Origin of the sequence: Frankia sp. AgB1.9, from assembly GCF_016786355.1 — a bacterium.
Lineage (GTDB): Bacteria > Actinomycetota > Actinomycetes > Frankiales > Frankiaceae > Pseudofrankia.
This window is the reverse complement of sequence record NZ_JADWYX010000160.1, coordinates 1-17,689: the sequence shown is the minus strand read 5'-3', so window position 1 is coordinate 17,689 and position 17,689 is coordinate 1. Positions and strand designations below refer to the sequence as shown.

The 17,689-nt window shown below is 74.9% G+C and carries 9 protein-coding genes; 5 read left to right on the top strand and 4 right to left on the bottom strand.

Annotated features, from left to right (window positions below; translation table 11 throughout):
* The 3 genes from I6A60_RS37190 to I6A60_RS37180 form a co-directional block, all read right to left on the bottom strand.
* On the bottom strand, positions 1 to 1,032 hold a 1,032-nt coding region (locus I6A60_RS37190), incomplete at its 3' end, for a CoA transferase (RefSeq protein ID WP_203055826.1).
* A 64-nt stretch (positions 1,033 to 1,096) separates the two neighbouring features.
* The gene (locus tag I6A60_RS37185; protein ID WP_203016740.1) at positions 1,097 to 2,644 is read right to left on the bottom strand and encodes an MFS transporter; all 1,548 of its coding nucleotides are present in this window, start codon (positions 2,642 to 2,644) and stop codon (positions 1,097 to 1,099) included.
* Positions 2,645 to 2,696: 52 nt separating this feature from the next.
* A complete protein-coding gene (locus I6A60_RS37180) occupies positions 2,697 to 6,905 on the bottom strand; it encodes a helicase HerA-like domain-containing protein (RefSeq protein WP_238437036.1) in 4,209 nt (1,402 codons plus the stop codon).
* A 533-nt stretch (positions 6,906 to 7,438) separates the two neighbouring features.
* On the opposite strand from I6A60_RS37180, the gene I6A60_RS37175 reads away from it, so the two are divergent.
* From I6A60_RS37175 to I6A60_RS37160, 4 genes are all read left to right on the top strand, one after another.
* Positions 7,439 to 9,235, top strand: a complete 1,797-nt coding sequence (locus I6A60_RS37175; protein ID WP_203016742.1) for a protein kinase — start codon at positions 7,439 to 7,441, stop codon at positions 9,233 to 9,235.
* A gap of 226 nt (positions 9,236 to 9,461) precedes the next feature.
* Complete coding sequence (locus tag I6A60_RS37170) at positions 9,462 to 11,459, top strand: protein kinase (protein ID WP_203042762.1); 1,998 nt, start codon at positions 9,462 to 9,464, stop codon at positions 11,457 to 11,459.
* A gap of 395 nt (positions 11,460 to 11,854) precedes the next feature.
* Positions 11,855 to 13,252, top strand: coding sequence for an L-lysine 6-transaminase (gene lat, locus I6A60_RS37165; protein ID WP_203016817.1), 1,398 nt, complete (start codon positions 11,855 to 11,857; stop codon positions 13,250 to 13,252).
* Positions 13,253 to 13,310: 58 nt separating this feature from the next.
* Positions 13,311 to 14,870 (top strand): aldehyde dehydrogenase family protein, encoded by a 1,560-nt coding sequence (locus I6A60_RS37160; RefSeq protein WP_203016753.1) that lies wholly within the window; start codon positions 13,311 to 13,313, stop codon positions 14,868 to 14,870.
* Between the two features lie 107 nt (positions 14,871 to 14,977).
* On the opposite strand, the gene I6A60_RS37155 is transcribed toward I6A60_RS37160, so the two are convergent.
* Entirely contained in the window at positions 14,978 to 15,445 is a 468-nt protein-coding gene (locus tag I6A60_RS37155; protein ID WP_203016755.1) for a Dps family protein, read from the bottom strand.
* Between the two features lie 228 nt (positions 15,446 to 15,673).
* Here I6A60_RS37155 and ftsH point away from each other — a divergent pair, with 228 nt between their 5' ends.
* A complete protein-coding gene (gene ftsH / locus I6A60_RS37150) occupies positions 15,674 to 17,644 on the top strand; it encodes an ATP-dependent zinc metalloprotease FtsH (RefSeq protein WP_203016765.1) in 1,971 nt (656 codons plus the stop codon).
* Positions 17,645 to 17,689: the final 45 nt, after the last annotated feature.

The following is a 17,689-nucleotide window of genomic DNA, read 5'->3' as shown; positions in this document are numbered from 1 at the left end:
GTCGGCGGCGCGGTCGACCAGCGCGTCGATGATCGACGCGGCGAGCAGGTAGCCGGTCGCGTGGTCGAGCGCCTGCGCGGGCAGCGCGCCGGGCGTCGCGCCGTCGGCGCTCTCGATCAGTGCGATGCCCGAAACGGCCTGGACGATGGAGTCGAAGCCGCGCCGGCCGGCCCACGGTCCGGTGTCGCCCCAGGCGTTCACCCGGGCGCGGATCAGTCCGGGTGGCGGGCGCAGCCCGAAGGCCTCGATCGCGCCGGGCCGGTAGCCGGTCACCAGCACGTCCGCCGCGTCGAGGAGCTCCTGGGCGCGGTCCCGCTCGATGCGCAGGTCGAGGATCGCGGTCCGCTTGCCCTGGCCGGTGTCCAGCTGCTGCCAGCCGATCTCGGCGGGGACCGGGGGATCGAGGCGCAGCACGTCCGCGCCGAGCAGGGCGAGCGTGCGCCCGCAGACCGGCCCCGCGAGGACCCGGGTCAGGTCGAGCACCCGCACACCGGCCAGCGGGAGCGCGCCCCCCGCCAGCGGGCGGGCGGCGGCATTGTCGCGGTCCACGTCGTCGCGGTCCACCCTGTGCACGAGTGGTCCGACGGCCGCGGCGACGCCAGGCTCGGACGCCCGCCACTCGGCCTCGGTCCGGACCCGGACCGCGATGGCGCCGGCCGCAGCCGCCAGGTCCTCCAGCTCGGCGGCCGGCCGCGCCCCGATCGCCCTGGCCAGGGTCTCCCGGTCGGCGTCGTCGGGAAGGCCGAGGAGGCGCAGGAGCCGGTCGCGGTGGTGCGGGTAGTTCGCGTGGGTCCGCAGCCAGCCGTCCCGCGCGGGAAAGAAGCCGGACAGCGGCGCGAAGGCGTCCGCGCCGCTGTCGCCGTCGCGGAACAGGCGCTCGCTGCCGAACGCGGCGGCGACCCGTTCCGGGTCCGGCGCGGCCCGGACGATCGGACCAGTCGCGCCGGCGTGTACGGCCGCCGCGCGGACCGCCTCCACCGACATGGTCGCGAGCGGCAGAGCCGGGAGAACGGCGGACAACCAGCCGGACATGATCACAGCTTAGCGGCGGACGCGGCCGCGGTTGCTCGGATCGTGACCGGTACCGCCGTCCGGGCTAGGCGGGGTGCCCGGTCTCGGGGAGCGCCGCCCGCGGCCCCACGGCGGTCGACGCGCGGGGCAGCGCCACCGCGGCGATCACGCAGGCCAGCGCCATCACGCCGGCCATCACGTAGAACACGGTTCGGGTGGCCTGGGCGAAGTCGAGCTGGACGAAATGGGGGATCTGCGCGGTCGAGCCGGTCGCGCGGTCGGACTGGGACGACTGGGCGGCGATCCGGTGGGCCTCGGCCGGCGGCGCGCCCTGGGCCACCAGCGAGCTGGTCAGGTGCGAGCGCAGCTGGGTCACCTGGATGGTGCCGAGGACGGCGATGCCCAGGCTGGAGCCGTAGTTGCGGACCGTCTGGGTGATGCCGGTGACCTCGCCGTAGGCCGTGGCTGGCGCCCGGTTGAGGGCGTCGGTGTTCGCCTGCCCGATGATCAGACCCATCCCGGCGCCGGTGAGGATGATGCACCAGATCTGGCCGCCGAGGTGCAGCGAGTCGAGCCGCTGGCCCCAGAGCACCAGCCCGGCGGAGGCGACGGCGCAGCCCAGGACCACCGGGCGCCACGCGCCGCCCCGGTCCAGCATCCGCCCGCCCAGCTGCGCGGACGTCGCGAAGCCGATGAAGAAGTAGAGCAGCAGCAGGCCCGAGTCGGCCGGTTTCTCACCGAGGGAGACCTGGGCGTACTCGCTCGCGAAGAAGAAGATCGGGACGAACGCGACCATCGACAGGCCGAGGATCACGTTGTCGACCAGGAAGCCGCGGTTGCCGAAGATCCGCAGCTCGATCAGCGGTGACCTCGTGCCCAGCTCGACCCAGCCGAAGACCAGCAGCAGGACGAAGCCCAGCGCGATGCACCCGCCGGTCAGCGGGTCCGACCAGCCCCAGCTCGCCGCCTGCTGGAAGCCGAACACCGAAAGTCCCGTCCCGGCGGCGACCAGCGCGAAGCCGCGGTAGTCCATCCGTGCGCCGGTGCGGACCGAGGCCGGTCGCGCGAGCACCGTCAGGACGAGCGCCACGATGGCGATCGGGATGTTCACCCAGAAGATCGCCCGCCACGTCCACTGGGTGAGGAAGCCGCCCAGCGCCGGGCCGACGGCCGTCAGCCCGCCGGCGATCCCGAAGAACAACGCCATCGCCTTGCCGCGCTCGCCTGGCTCGTAGCTGTTGACGACGATCGCCAGCGCCGCCGGGTACATCAGCGCGCCGCCGGCGCCCTGCAGGGCCCGGAACGTCACGATCCACGCCTCGGCGAGGCCGCCCGACGGGGTGAGGCCGCACATGGCGGAGGCGATGGCGAAGGTCGCGATCCCGATGAGGACCATCCTCCGGTGCCCGAGCGTGTCCGCGAGCCGTCCCCCGAACGCGAACAGTGCCGCGAGGGCCAGCAGGTAGGCGTTGACCGCCCACTGGACGCCGGTCGCGGACAGCTTCAGCTCGCTCTGGATCTGCGGAGCGGCGATCGACACGATCGTCATGTCGATGAACGTCATCGCCACGGCGAAGATCATCGCGGTGAGCGCGAGGCCGCGGCGCGGGCTTCCCACGTCGGCTGTGGTCATGTCCGGCTCCAGTCGTACGCGGAGTTGCGGCTGCGGCCCGTCCGAGTGGGTTTCACGAACTCTGCCCGATCGCTGCGACCGTAGCCGTCCGCCCGCGGCCGGCGCGAGCGACGATCTCCTCGACGGGCAGTGGCCAGCCTGGGTGGTGGCTCAGGCACAGCGCGGTGGTGACGCAGGGGAACGGAAGGCCGGCCCCGGCGGCGTAGAACTCGCCGACCCCGAGGCGGCCGACCTCCGGCGCCTCGCCACCCAGCGCGCGCGCCATCGCCCGGGCCGTGTCGATCTGGGCCGGCGCGTTGAGGCGGCCGAAGAACTGGGTGGCGGCCAGGCGCGGGATGCGGTCGGGTAGGGCGTGCGGGGACGGGGCGGCGAAGATCAGGCCGAGCCCGTGGTCGGCCGACTCGGCGGCGAGGAGCAGGGTGCTGTCGGTGCTCGGCGTCGGCGGGCCGGCCGGCACGAGGCGGTGCGCCTCGTCCATGACCACCAGGCCGGCCAGCGGCCGGTCCGTGGCGGGCAGCCGGCGGGCCCAGGCCGTGGTCGCGAGCTGCAGCTGACGGACGAACACCTGCCGGGCCTCGTCGGTGGGCAGGCCGGCCAGGCTGACGACCGACACCCGGGCCCGCAGGCCCGGCGCCGGGGTGAGCAGCTCGCCCGGGTCGATGGACCCGGCGTCGAGGGGGCGCCCGTCCGGCAGTCCCGGCGTCCACACCACGACGTCCGTGCTCGCCACGTACTCGCGGGCCAGCTCCGCGTCGCCGGGCACCCAGCCGGTCGGCGGCGACGGCCAGGCGTCGCCGAGGCGGGCCAGATCGCCGGTCAGGTCGAGCACGATCGACGAGACGCCGCGCAGCGCGGACTCCTCGACCAGGCGCCGGACGAGCACCGTCTTCCCCGCGCCGGACCCGCCGAAGATCACCGTGTGGCGGCGCAGTGCCGCCAGTGGCAGCCGGACCGGCGCCCGCGGTCCGGCGGCCGTGCCGATCGGCACCGACTCCGCGGCGCCGCTCGTCGGTTCCGGCGTCGCCGGCGTGTCGTCGGCCCGCTCGGCGCGTCCGGTGGGCTGCGCGACCAGGAGCGGCAGCGCGAAGCGGGGCGCGGGGCGGGCTGGCTCGGCCGTGACGGCAGGGCCGACGGAGATCGTCAGGTCGGAGAACGCGGACGGGGCGGCGGGGACGGTGACCGACGCGGCCGTGGCCGGATCGAGGGAGAACACCGTCGCCACTGTGGCGGGCAGGTCAGCCGCGGGCTTCGGGTCGGTCTCCGGCTCGTGGACCGAGGCCGGCGGCTCGGGGACCGAAGGTGGCGGCTCGACCGAGACGGGTGGCCGGGCCGGCGCGGGGGTCATGGGCGTCACCGGAACGAGGCCGGCCGTTCTGACCGGCGTGACCCGCTGGGGCCAGGCCGGCGGCCGGGTGCCGTTGGAGCGCGGGGCTTGGGACGGCGGCCCGGCCGGGGGCGACGGCTCGACCGGTGCTGACACGGACGCTGGGCGGGCGGCCTGGGGCGCTACCGGTGCCGCACCGGACAGCGTCACCGGCGCGTCGGACGCGGGACCGGCAAGGGCCGACGGCGCCTCGGCGGCCGGAACCGGCCGAACGGGAGGCGTCAGGGCGGTCGGTGTCGGTGTCGGGGCCGTCGGTGTCGGGGCCGTTGGCGTGGGCGCAGCGGCCGAGGCCCCGTTCGCGCTTCCACGGACCGGGACCGGGACGAGCAGGGCGGCGGACGCGCGGCCGGGACGGACGAGCTCCCTGGGGGCGGGCCCCCACGGCGCCCGGGCGGCCGTCAGGTTGGTCGGGACCGGCGCCTCGACCTGGGCGCCGTCTCGGCTCGGAGCCCGCCAGGCGGAGTCCTCCGACGGAGCGGGCGGAACCTCCGCCGCTGTCAGGTCCAGGTCTGGCGGCCTGGGCACCGTCATGGGCTCCGCACCGAGGACCACCGTCGGTGCCGGCGCAGTCGGTGCCGGCGCGGTCATCGCCGCGGGAGGTGGCGCCGGCGCGGGAACCGCGACCGGTGCCGGCGGCGTCGGCCGCGGCGTGGGGGTGGGGGTGGGCGTCGCGACGATGGCCAGCACCGGCGGCGCCGGCTCGGGGTGCCCGGCCAGCGGACGCAGGTGAGCCGTGGCCGGCGCCGTCACGACGAAGGGGGAGCGGCTGGCGGGCACGGCGATCACCGGCGGGTACTGGGCGGGCTCGGGTGCGAGCTCCTCGAACAGCGGCCCGAGGGTGGCCGCCAGCAGCGGGGTCGCGCTCGCGGGCCGGCGGGCGAGCAGCCACGTCTCCAGCGCCGGGTGCCGTCCGTCCAGCAGTTCGCGCAGGGCCGCGAACGTGCGGACGTCCTGCTCGGTGAGCAGCTGGGTCACGCCGCCGGCCCGCTCGAACGCCGCCACGGCGTCGAGGAGCATCGCGCGGCCGACCGGGTCGGCGTCACCCCGCGCGGCGGCGCGGCCGCCGGCTGGGAGGCGTTCCCAGGCCGCGGCCGGGTCCCAGGCCGCGGTGCGCAGCACGACCAGCGTCCGCCGACCGGGTGGCCCGGCGAACGGGTGGCGCGCGCCGCCGCCAGCGCCGGCACCGATGCCGCCGGCGAGCCCCGACATCGCGCAGGCGGCGTTGAGCCGGGCCAGCGCCGTCCGCGGTTGCGACGTGAGGATCGCCCGGAACGACCAGTGCGCCTCGGCCCCGGCGCGCTCGGCGAGGACCTGGCGCAGCCGGGCGTGCAGGGCCGGCTTGCCGCTGGGCTGGGCGTCCCGGCTGAACGCGGCGCCCGCCGGCCCGAGCTCGGTGAGCCACGCGTCCAGCCCGGCGGCAAGCAGGTCCGGGACGAGTGCGTCCTCGTTGCGCTCGGTCAGGGCGGCGAGCCCGGGGGCGGCCGCGCGCAGCCGTGCCCAGGCGACGTCCAGCTCGGCGAGGCCGACCATGATCCGGCGGTCCACCGAGCCGTCCGGGCCGGTGCCGTTCGGTCCGGGCTCGATCGGCGGCGCTGCCGACGCGCGCCCGGCCCGGTCCGGCTCGCGCGTGGGGTCCGCGGCCGCGCCGGGCGCGCGCCGCTCGGGGAAGGATCCGGCGGCCCGGCCGGCGCGCAGGGGGGTGTCGATGCGCCGCCGCAGCGCGCGTGGGGTCTCGTCGACGGCGGCGCGCAGCGCGTCCGGGTGCACCGGCCAGGTCGGGTAGGGCGGCACGAACCCGATCAGCTGGTAGCGCGGGGCGAATCGGCGGGCCACGAGCCGCTCGGCGAGCTCGGCGGCGCCGAGGCCGCCCAGCGGGTCGAGCACCCGGAACCGGTCGGTCACCGGGCCGACGGCCCGGCCGGCGACGAGGTCCCAGGTCGCCGGCAGGCAGGTGACCAGGCACAGCGTCCGCGTGGTCAGGTCACGCAGGCCGGCCAGCCCGTCGGCGACCTCGTGGACGAGCTGGCCGGCCCAGCCCTCGTCCGGTTCTCCCTCGCGCGGCCCAGGTGGGTCAGCGTGGGAGCCCCCCTGCGACGGCTGGGTGTGCGCGGCCGGCAGGGCCGGGGCGAGGGCGGTGTCGACCTGGTCCACGGCGATGACGGTCGGGCCGGTCAGCGCGAGCAGCCGGGACAGCTCGCGGACGACCTCGGCGGCCGGTTTCGCCGGCGCGCGCATCCCCCGTTCGGCCCGTTGGTTCGGGAACTGCTCCGCCATCGACTGCAGGTAGCCACGCCCGACGTCCTCGTCGGCCAGGTCGTCCGAGCCGAACAGGACCAGCGCGCGCAGCGTGTCCTGGCAGTCGCCGCCGAGCCGGCGGTCGTGGCCGCGCAACGCGACGACGAGGTCCTTCAGGTGCACTGGCTCCAGTGGGGCCTCGCCGGTGACCGCGGCGGTGATCGCCGGCGCGGCGCCGACGACGCCCGCCAGCCGGCGCAGGAACAGCCGCAGCTGGGTCTCGCCGCCGTCGACCGGTCGAGCGAGGCCGTCGACGATCGCGCCCACGACGCTCTCCCAGAACGGCGTGCCCCCGCCGAGCGGGCCGACCAGGAAGAAGTAGCCGCCGGCCGTCTGCACCTGCTCGCGGGCCCAGCCGAGCAGATGGGTCTTGCCTGTGCCGGCCTCGCCCTGCAGGACAAGGCCCGGTGGGTTGTCCGCTGGTTCGGCGGCTGCGTCGCGGACCGCGTCGGACAGCGCGCGGACGGCGTCGGCGTGCAGGCCGTCGACGTGCCACCGCGCCGGGGCCCACACGCCGTCGAAGCTGCGGATCCAGCGGAGATTCAGGGCCGCGAACGCGGCCCGCTCGCCTGCACCCGACATCTCGTCCGCTCTCTCCGCTCCCGCCTCAGGCGCCAGACCAGCCCGCCGAGCCCGGTGGACGGCGGCACGTGAAGCCGGGGAGCGGCTCTACGGGCGGATACCGTGCTCAGGGCGGTCAAGGGGCGCGAAACGTCACTATGGCGTTCTAGGTTTGCATACGGCCCGAAGCGAGCCGGCCGCGCCCTCCGCCCGGCCCGTCCGGCGCGGAGTCTCACCCGCGCGGCGGCCGCCCGTCGCCGGGCCGGCCGAGCTGGAAGCTCGGTCCTGGCGCCGGGCGCAGCGTGCCGCGAACGGCCCCCGCGGTGATCGATGCGCAAAATGACATGATCGCGTAGCGTTTGCGCCGGGGGGACCCGGGCGGTTTCGGGGCGTGCGATAACAATGGCGACGTCGCGTGACCGGTCGGACGCCCGTGGGCCGGCGCGTCGCCGGGACCCGAGCCCGCGGTCCCGCGCGGCCCGTACCCGCGCCGCCAGCCGAGACACCGCAGCCCGCGCCGATCGGCGACGCCTGCGGGGAGGAGACGAGGACCCGTGCTCACGCCGCTGGGCGACAAGGACCCGCGCCAGATCGGCCCGTACCGGATCCAGAGCCTGCTCGGCCGGGGCGGCATGGGCGCCGTCTACTTCGGCTTCTCGCCCGAGGACAAGGCGGTCGCGGTCAAGGTCCCCGCGCCGGCGCTCGCGCGCGACGAGCAGTTCCGGTCGAGGTTCCGCCGCGAGGTCGACGCCGCCCGCCGGGTGCACGGCCCCGCCGTCGCCGCCGTGCTCGATGCCGACACCACCGGTGACCGCCCCTGGATGGCCACCGAGTACGTCGAGGGCAAGAGCCTGTCCGAGGCGGTGTCAGACCGGGGCCAGCTCGACGACCGGCTGCTCACCGGCCTGGCCGCCGGCCTGGCCGAGGCACTGGTCGCGATCCACGACGCCGGCGTGGTGCACCGCGACCTGAAGCCCGCGAACATCGTGCTCGCCTGGGACGGGCCCCGGGTCATCGACTTCGGCGTGGCCAGCGCCTCGGACACGACCCGGCACACCAGCACCGGCGTGCTCATCGGCACGATCGTCTGGATGGCGCCCGAGCAGCTGCGCGGCGAACGGGCCGGCCCGGCCGCGGACGTCTTCGCCTGGGGCGCCTGCGTCGCGTTCGCCGCGACCGGCCACCCGCCGTTTCGGGCGCCCACCCCGGAAGCCGTCGGGGTGCGGATCCTCAACGCGGCGCCGGAGCTCTCCGGAGTGCCCGCGGGGCTGCTGCCCATCGTGCGGTCCGCCCTGGACAAGGACCCGGCCCGCCGGCCGACCGCTATCGAGCTGCGCGACCGTCTCCTGCGCGGCGCGGCGGCGGACAACCTGTCGGGCGCCGCGACCGAGCGCGTCGTGGCCTCGGACGAACGCTACGAGACCGCGATGGCCCGGTTGTGGGAGCTGCCGCCCGCCACTCCCGACCCCTCGGCCGCCCGCCGGCCTCCGGCCGGGCCGCCCCGGTCCGCGGCGCGCCAGGAGTACTCGACGCCGCAGTACGCCCGGCCCACCCCGCCGCCGACCTACGGGGCTTCCGGGCACGGCGACAGGGGCTACGACGACAGGGGTTACGGCGGCACGGGTTACGGCGGCACAGGGTACGGCGACAGCGGGTACAGCGGGCCCGGCTACTCGGCCGCCGGCGGGGGCGGCGGCCGGACGCCACCACCTGCCCCCCGGGCCGGGCGGCGGGGCGCGATGGTGGCGCTCGTGGCCGTGTTCGTGCTGCTGCTCCTCGGTGGACTCGTCGCGGGCGCCGTCGCGCTCATGAGGAACGGCAGCCCGGGCTCTGACGCCACATCGACCGGCAGCCCCAGCGACACCGATGCCGGCACCACGGCGGCCGGCGGGCCGACCGGAACGTCCAGCCAGTCGTCTGCGACGACCGTGCCGACGACACCACACCGGCTGACAGCGCAGGCTGTCCGCGACAAGGTGAAGTCGCTCGGCTACTCGGCAGACCTCTCGACCTTCAGCGCGGCCCGCCCGCTGAACGTCGTCATCGGCAGCCAGACCGTCGCGAGCGGCAACCCCGACGGCAGCGCCGCGCTCGTCCAGCGCGCGTTCGTGTTCACCGACACCGAGTTCCTCGGCTACGACACGTCCCAGCCCAGCCGGCAGATCAAGGTGGTCGCGACCACGAAGTCGTATGTCGTCCTCGAGTACGGCACCTTCGCGGCCGACGACCCGGACTGCTGCCCGACCGGGACGGCGCGGGTTCGTTTCAACTGGGACGGCCAGCACTTCACGCCGCAGGATCCCTCGGCCATCCCGCCGTCCGACCCGACTGTCGACGGCAGCCGCCGCTGACCACTGGCCCTTCTGGCGACTGACCCTTGGCCCTTCTGGCGACTAGCCCTGCTGACTACTGGCACTTCGGTGGTCGTCGTCAGGCCGACATGGCGGCGTAGCGAGAAATGCCCACCTGGCTGACGAATGGTTGAGAAGGTGATGAGCAGCGGGGGTGCCATTCTCGTAGGACCCAGTCGACTGGCCTCGAACCCATTCCGGCACCGCCACGGCTGCAGGGGGACTCGTGCTGGCACCGCTCACGGACGACGACCCGCGTTCCATCGGGCCGTTCCGGCTTGGTGGCCGGCTTGGCTCGGGTGGCATGGGCACCGTCTATCTCGGCTTCGGGACCGACGACCAGGCCGTGGCCGTGAAGGTGCCGTCGGCGTCGCTCGTCGACGACGCGCGCTTCCGGGCCCGGTTCCGCCGCGAGGCCGTCGCCGTCCAGTCGATCGACAGCGGTTCGGTGGCCGCCGTGGTCGCCGCCGACACCGAGGCCAACCCGCCGTGGCTGGCCACCGAGTTCATCCAGGGCGCGACCCTGCTCGACGCGGTCGCGGGCCGTGGGCCGCTCGCCGCCCGGCTCGTCGTCGGTTTCGCCGCCGGCCTCGCCGACGGGCTGGTCGCGATCCACGCGGTGGGTGTCGTACACCGTGACCTCAAGCCGGCCAACGTCGTGCTCGCCTGGGACGGCCCGAAGATCATCGACTTCGGCGTCGCGCTGACCACCCGCTCGCTGCTCGGCGTCGACAGTGGCGCCGACTCCGACGTCACGGTCGCCCAGACCCAGGCCGGCCAGCGCCTGGGCACGTTCGTCTGGATGGCGCCGGAGCAGCTGCGCGGCGGGACGGTCGGCCCGGCCGCCGACGTGTTCGCCTGGGGTGCCTGCGTCACCTACGCCACCACCGGCCACGGGCCGTTCCGGGCGGACGGCGCCTTCGAGATCATCGCCCGGATCCAGCGCGACGAGCCGGACCTCGACGGGGTGCCGGCCGAGCTGGTCGACCTGGTGCGCGCGACGCTCGCCAAGGACCCGGACGACCGGCCGACGGCGGCGGCACTGGTCAGCGCGCTGCTGCACCAGAACGTCCAGACGCCGCTCGAGTCGGACCGCGCGGTCGAGACCGCGCTGCTGCCCTGGGTCGCCCAGCCGCCCACGCCGTCGCCGATCGACACGGCGCTGGGGGAGTCGCCCGGCCCGGAGCAGCCAGACGTGGACGTGCCGTCCGGCACTCTCGTGCTGCCGCCGCCCGTCAAAGCGCTGCCGGCCGCGAAGGCACTGCCACCCGGGAAGGCACTACCGCCCGCGAAGGCGCTGCCGGCCGCGACGCCGGCACTCCCGGCTGTCGCCCGGGCGGACACCGGCCCGCGGCAGCTCGCCGCGCACGCCGCCAGCGGGGGAGCGCTGCCCACCCCGCGCGCGTACGGCGAGGGCCGCGCGGGTGGTAGCTCGCGCCGGGACGACGATTCGGGTGACCTGCCGACCATGCTGCCGCCGGGCGCGTTCGCGGACGCCCGCTCGGGTGGCGGCTCGCGCCGGGACGACGACTCCGGCGAGCTGCCGACCATGCTGCGCTCGCCGTTGCAACGGACCCAGGAAGGCCACGCGGGCGTCGGCTCGCGCCGGGAGGACGACGACTCCGGGGACCTGCCGACCATGCTGCGCTCGCCGCTGCAGCCGGACCACGAGCGGCCACGCGCCGGCGGCGGCTCTGGTGGCCGGCCGGACGAGGCCGCGTTCGCGGACGCCGCGGGCTGGCAGGGCGGCCCGCGGCCACCCGTCCAGGTCGGTCCAGGCCGGCCGTCGTCGGCGGTCAAGATCGTGCTGGCCCTCGTGACGGTGCTCGTGGTCGCCGCGGCTGTCGGCCTCGCGCTGGTTCTCGCGCACTCCGGCGGCGGTGGCGGTTCCGGTGTCGAGGTCAGCTCGACCTCGACCGGCGCGCCGACCGACGGCGTCACCGCGACCCCGTCCACGCCCGAGACGGTGGCGAGCACCACCGACGCGGCGGTCCCGCCGCCGGCCGCGACGTCGGCCGCGCCCAGCCGGCAGGCCACGACGAAGCCCTCCGCCACCCCGACGCAGGCGCCGACCTCGCCGCCATCCCAGACCCCGACGCACACCACCACTACCCCGCCGCCGACGAGCACGACACCGTCGGTCGCCCCGACCAGTGACCACCCGTCGACGCCGTCGGCCACGGCCACGCCTTCCACCGGCTCGGCCCCGACGTCCACGCCCTGAGGCACCTCCCGAGGAGCACGGCCCGAAGCCGAGCGGCCGGCCCCCGCCGGTGATCGCTGTTTTGGCCCTGCCATGGTCGCGAACTGGCTCTCGAAACAGCCACCAGAGGGCCAAAACGACGATCATGCTGCTGGCCGCTGGCCCGCTGCCCGGCCGTGGCGCTGGCTCGGGTGGGTTCGGTGGGCGCGCGCGGGCTCCGCACGCCCACCACCGCTAGCAGCGACCGTAGAAAATTTGTCAAAACCAGTGATCTGAAGAAGGATCTCCTGTGTAGAGACGGATGCGGCGACGTATTTGCGACATGCGTCCCAAGTCTGTGATCTTCGTGATCTGGGAGGTCCCGTGGCCGTGCCTGCCTTCGTGACCGACACAGGCGCCGGCGCGGCCGTGAGCGGCTGACCGGGGACGCCGGTCCGCGCCCGCCGGGCCGAGCCGTCGTCGCTCCGGTCGACGTGCCGGAGGTGCTCGGCCGGCACGTCCTGGTGGACGGGCTGGACCTCGTCGTCGACCTCGACGCGAGCAGCGGCAGGACGCTCGTGGACGCCCGCAACGGCGAGGCCTACCTCGACCTCTACAGCTTCTTCGCCTCCGCGCCGCTGGGAGTGAACCCGCCGGCCCTCGCGGGCGACCCCGCCGTGGTCGCCGAGCTCGGCCGCGCCGCCCTCAACAAGCCGGCGAACCCGGACGTCGCGACCGTCGCCTACGCGGAGTTCGTCACCACCTTCGCCCGCGTCCTCGGCGACCCGAGGCTGCCGCACCTGTTCTTCGTGGAGGGCGGCTCCCCGGCGGTCGAGAACGCCCTGAAGGCCGCGTTCGACTGGAAGAGCCGGCACAACGAGGCCCATGGCCGCCCGGCAGAGCTCGGCACCCGCGTCCTGCACCTGCGGCACGCCTTCCACGGCCGGGGTGGCTACACCCTCTCGGTGACCAACACCGACCCGAACAAGACCGAGCGGTTCCCTAAGTTCGACTGGCCGCGAATCGACAGCCCAGCCCAGACCTTCCCGGTCACCGAGGCGGGCCTTGCCGCGGTGATGGCGGCAGAGGAACAGGCCCTGGCCCAGGCCGCGGCGGCGTTCGCGGCGCACCCGCACGACATCGCCTGCGTCCTCGCCGAGCCGATCCAGTGCGAGGGCGGCGACCGGCACCTGCGGCCCGAGTTCCTGGCCGCCCTGGGCGCGCTCGCTCACGAGAACGACGCCCTGTTCGTCCTGGACGAGGTGCAGACCGGCGTCGGCACGACCGGTGCGGCGTGGTGCTACCAGCGGCTCGGCCTCATGCCGGACGTCGTCGCGTTCGGCAAGAAGGTCCAGGTCGGCGGGGTGATGGCCGGGGGGCGGCTCGACGAGGTGGCGGACAACGTGTTCCGGGTGCCCGGCCGGATCAACTCGACCTGGGGCGGCGGGCTGGTGGACATGGTCCGCTCGACCCGGATGCTGGAGGTCATGGAGCGCGACCGGCTGTTCGAGGCCGCGGCCCGGGCGGGGGAGCGGCTGCTCGGCGGGCTGGAGCGGCTCGCCGGACGTCACCCGCGCCTCGTGGCCAACCCCCGTGGCCTCGGCCTGCTGTGCGCCTTCGACCTGCCCGACCTGGCCACCCGCGACGAGGCGCTGCGCCGGCTGCGCGCCGACGAGCACGTCCTCGCACTGCCCGCCGGGGCGGGCACCGTGCGGCTGCGGCCGGCGCTGACGATCACCGACGACGAGATCGACGCCGCGGTGGGCGCCCTCGGCCGGGTGCTTGACTCCCTGACCGGGTCGGCTCGCCTGGGCGAGACTACGGCCCGCGGCTGAACCGCCCGGCGTGAGCCGCCGGGCCCGAGCCCGCTGACAGACCTTCGCGGAGGCGACGATGACACTGGTACACCCGCCGCTGGCGGCAGCCATGATCCACGGTGTCGAGACCGAGGGCCCGACCGTCGCCTCGACCAACCCGGCCCGCCTCGACGAGGTGGTCGCCGAGGTCCGGCTCGGCGACGCCGGCACGCTGGTCGCGGCGGCGCGGGTCGCCCGGGGGGCGCAGCGCGGCTGGGCCGACGTGCCCGCGCCGGTCCGGGGCGGCGTCATCGGGAACTTCGGCCGCCTGGTCGAGGAGAACGCCGAGGTGCTGGCCCGGCTGGTCACCCGGGAGATCGGCAAGCCGCTCGGCGAGGCCCGCGGCGAGGTACAGGAGATCATCGACACCTGCCGGTTCTTCCTCGGCGAGGGCCGCCGCCTCTACGGCGAGACCGTCCCGTCGGAGATGCCCGACAAGCAGCTGTTCACGTTCCGCGAGCCGGTCGGCGTGATGATGGTGATCACGGCGGGGAACTTCCCGGTCGCGGTGCCGAGCTGGTACCTGGTGCCGGCGCTGCTGTGCGGCAACGCGGTCGTCTGGAAGCCCGCCGAGTACGCCGCCGCCTGCGCCCGGGCGCTCACCGAGCTCGCCCAGCACGCCGGCCTGCCGCCGGGCGTGCTGTCGATGGTCCCGGCCGACGGCGCCGCGACCGCCGCCGGGCTCGCGCAGGCTCTCGACGCCGGGCTGGTCGACAAGGTGGGCTTCACCGGCTCGACCGAGGTCGGCCGCGAGATAGGCGCGCTGTGCGGGCGTCACCTGCAGACGCCTTGCCTGGAGCTGGGCGGCAAGAACCCCATGGTCGTCGCGCCCGACGCGGACATCGACCTCGCCGTCGAGGGCGCGCTGTTCGGCGGGTTCGGCACCGCGGGGCAGCGCTGCACGTCACTCGGCACCGTGATCGTTCACGAGTCGGTGTACGCGGGGTTCCGCCGCCGGTTCGCCGCCGCCGTCGAGAACGCGGCGATCGGCGACCCGACCCGCCCGGTCCTCTACGGCCCGATGCTCGACGCGAGGTTCGCCGCTGGCTACGAGCGCCACCTCGGGCTGATCCGCGACCACCACACGACGTTCGGCTCGACCGCCGTCGGCCGGATCACCGCGGCGGCCCCGCGCCGGGGCTTCGTCGGCGACCCGGCCGAGGGCCTCTACTACCACCCGGTCGTCGTCGACGGCGTCCGCCCCGACGACGCGCTGTTCCTGGAGGAGACGTTCGGCCCGATCGTCGGCCTGGCCACCTACCGGGACCTCGACGCGGCCATCGAGCTGGCCAACGCCCCCGGCTACGGCCTGTCGTCCGCGATCTACACGAACGACCCGGCCACGGTGTTCCGGTTCCGGCGCGGCATCTCGGCGGGCATGGTCAGCGTCAACAACTCGACCTCGGGCGCTGAGGCCCACCTGCCGTTCGGCGGCAACGGCCGCTCCGGCAACGGCTCCCGCCAGTCCGGCCGCTGGGTCCTCGACCAGGTCACCCGCTGGCAGTCGGTCAACTGGGACTACTCCGGCCGCCTCCAGAAGGCCCAGGTGGACACCGCCGTCCCCGAGGCCGACCTGGCGTTCCGCCTGGAGCGCTGAGGCCTGCAGTTCTGAGGCCTGGAGCTCTGAGGCGGAGCTCTGAGAAGGGCCGCGGCCCGCTCCAGCCGCGTCGGCTGGAGCGGGCCGCCTGTCCGGCTGGGCGCGGGTCAGGACATGGCCTGGAACATCCAGTGCTGCTCCTCGATCTCCTGCAGCAGGTTGATGAAGATGTCCTGGGTCACCGGGTCGGCCTTCTCCGTCGTCGCCATGTGGGCCCGCATGTGCTGGCTCGTCTCGCCCAGCAGGTCCGTCATGATCCGCACGACCTTCTCGTCCGGCAGGTAGCCGCTCTCCACCCCGCGCAGCGGGGATCGGGTCGTGACGGTGTGCGACTGGCCGTCGGGGTTGCAGCCGATCGCGACCGACCGCTCGGCCAGCGTGTCGGTGTAGGTGCGGGTGAAGTCGACGACCTCGTCCAGCTGCTTGTGCACGCTGCGGAAGCTGTGGCCGATGACGTTCCAGTGCAGCTGCTTGGCGAGCAGGCTGAGATCGATCAGCTCGACGACGGCGGCCTGCAGCGCCTCGCCGGTGGTGGTCCGGGCCTCGTCGGACAGCGGACTACGTACGGTGCTCATCATCGTCCTTTCGGGGGAGCCAGGTCGATGGTCCGTATTGCCGTGCCCGGCGCGCCTGGCTTCAACCGCCCCGCGACCTTTCGCGGCGCCGCCCCGGGGCCGGGTGAGACGTGAGGAACATGTCGGCGGCCGGCGTGATAGGGGCTGTAGCGTCCAGCGCGTGCGCTACGCCGACGTCGGGCCAGAGCAGCTCCCTCGACGCGGCCGCCGCCAGGACGGGAGTCTGACGTGATCTCTTCGGTGCGCCTGCCCGGCGTGCATCACTCGGCACCGGCCAAATCCGGCCCGCCTCGGGATCCGGCGCCCAAGCCGGCGCCACCCAAGCCGCCGATGTGGCGCAGCTGGCTGCTGCCGTTCGGGCTGCTGATCACGGCACTGCTGCTGTTCACGCCCGCCATGACGGGCGGCAAGACGACGGCGATCGACTACTCCGACCTGCTCAACCGGGTCAACGCCGGCAAGGTCGCGTCGGTGTCGATCAACGACAAGGGCGCGGTCGACGGCAAGCTGAAGGACGGCAAGTCGTTCACCAGCCAGATCCCCACGGCGCTGGACTCCTCGACGCTCGCCGGCCGGCTGGAAACCAAGGGCGTGACGGTCAAGGGCACCCAGACCGGCGGCTCCTGGATCTCGGTGCTGCTCAGCTTCCTGCCGCTGCTGCTGCTAGTCGGCTTCTTCGTCTGGACGGGGCGCCAGACGCAGCGCCAGCTCTCCGGCGGCGGCCCGCTCGGCGCGATCGGCCGGTCCCGGGCCAAGATCACCGACGCGGAGCGCCCGGAGACCAGGTTCGCCGACGTCGCCGGCTACGAGGGCGCCAAGCAGGAGATCAGCGAGGTCGTCGACTTCCTGCGCAACCCCGACCGGTACGCCAGGGCCGGCGCGAAGGGCCCGCGCGGCGTCCTGATGGTCGGCCCGCCCGGAACCGGCAAGACGCTGCTGGCCAGAGCGGTCGCCGGCGAGGCCGAGGTGCCGTTCCTGTCCGTGACGGGCTCCAGCTTCGTCGAGATGTTCGTCGGTGTCGGCGCCTCCCGGGTCCGCGACCTGTTCGCCGAGGCGCGCAAGCGGGCGCCGTCGATCATCTTCATCGACGAGATCGACTCGATTGGCGGCCGGCGCGGTGGCTCCGTCATCGGGGGCTCCAACGACGAGCGCGAGCAGACCCTCAACCAGCTGCTCGCCGAGATGGACGGCTTCGACGGGACGACCGGCGTCGTCGTGCTCGCCGCGACCAACCGGCCGGAGACGCTGGACGCCGCGTTGCTGCGGGCCGGCCGGTTCGACCGCCAGGTCACCGTCCCGCTGCCGACGCAGGCGGAACGGGCCGCGATCCTCGCCGTGCACGCCCGCGGCAAGCAGCTCGCCCAGGACGTCGACTTCGACGTCGTCGCCCGCGCCACCCCGGGCTTCTCCGGCGCCGACCTGGCGAACCTGCTGAACGAGGCCGCCATCCACGCGGTCCGGGAGGGCCGGGACGTCCTCAACGCGGCGGACCTCGGCGCGGCCCGGGACCGGATCCTGCTGGGCCGCAGGGATGCGTCCAACGCGCTGCTGCCCGATGAGAAGCGCTCGGTCGCGTTCCACGAGTCCGGGCACGCGCTGGTCGCGGCCCTCTCCGCGCACGCCGACCCGGTCGCGAAGGTGACGATCCTGCCGGCCGGGATGGCGCTCGGCGTCACCGAGCAGCTGCCGGAGGCCGAACGCCACCTCTACACGCAGCCCTACCTGGTCGACAGCCTCGCCGTCCGGCTCGGCGGCCGGGCCGCGGAGCTGGTCGTCTACGGCTACGGCTCGACGGGTGCGTCCAGCGACCTGGCCGGGGCGACCGAGCTCGCGACCAGGATGGTCCGGGAGTTCGGCCTGTCCGACGCGGTCGGGCCGGTCGGCTACAGCTCGGGGCAGCAGCAGTTCCTCGGCGGTGAGGAGCTCGTCAGCCGGTCCTACTCCGAGGACACGCAGCGGGTCATCGACGGCGAGGTGGCGCGCATCCTGCGGGAGGCCGAGGCGCGGGCGATCGAGCTGCTGCGCACGCACCGGGAGGCCCTCGACCGCCTCGCCGCCCTGCTGCTGGAAAAGGAGACCGTCGACGGTTCCGCCGTCACCGAGGTGCTGCGGCTGGTGTCGGGCGACGGCGGCGCGGCCGAGGCCGACGGCTCCCCGACCTCGGTCGGCGTTCCCGCGCAGCCGGCCGGCCAGGCCTGACGGCTCTTCCGGTGACGGCGCTCGCCGTCACCGGAAGAACCGGGG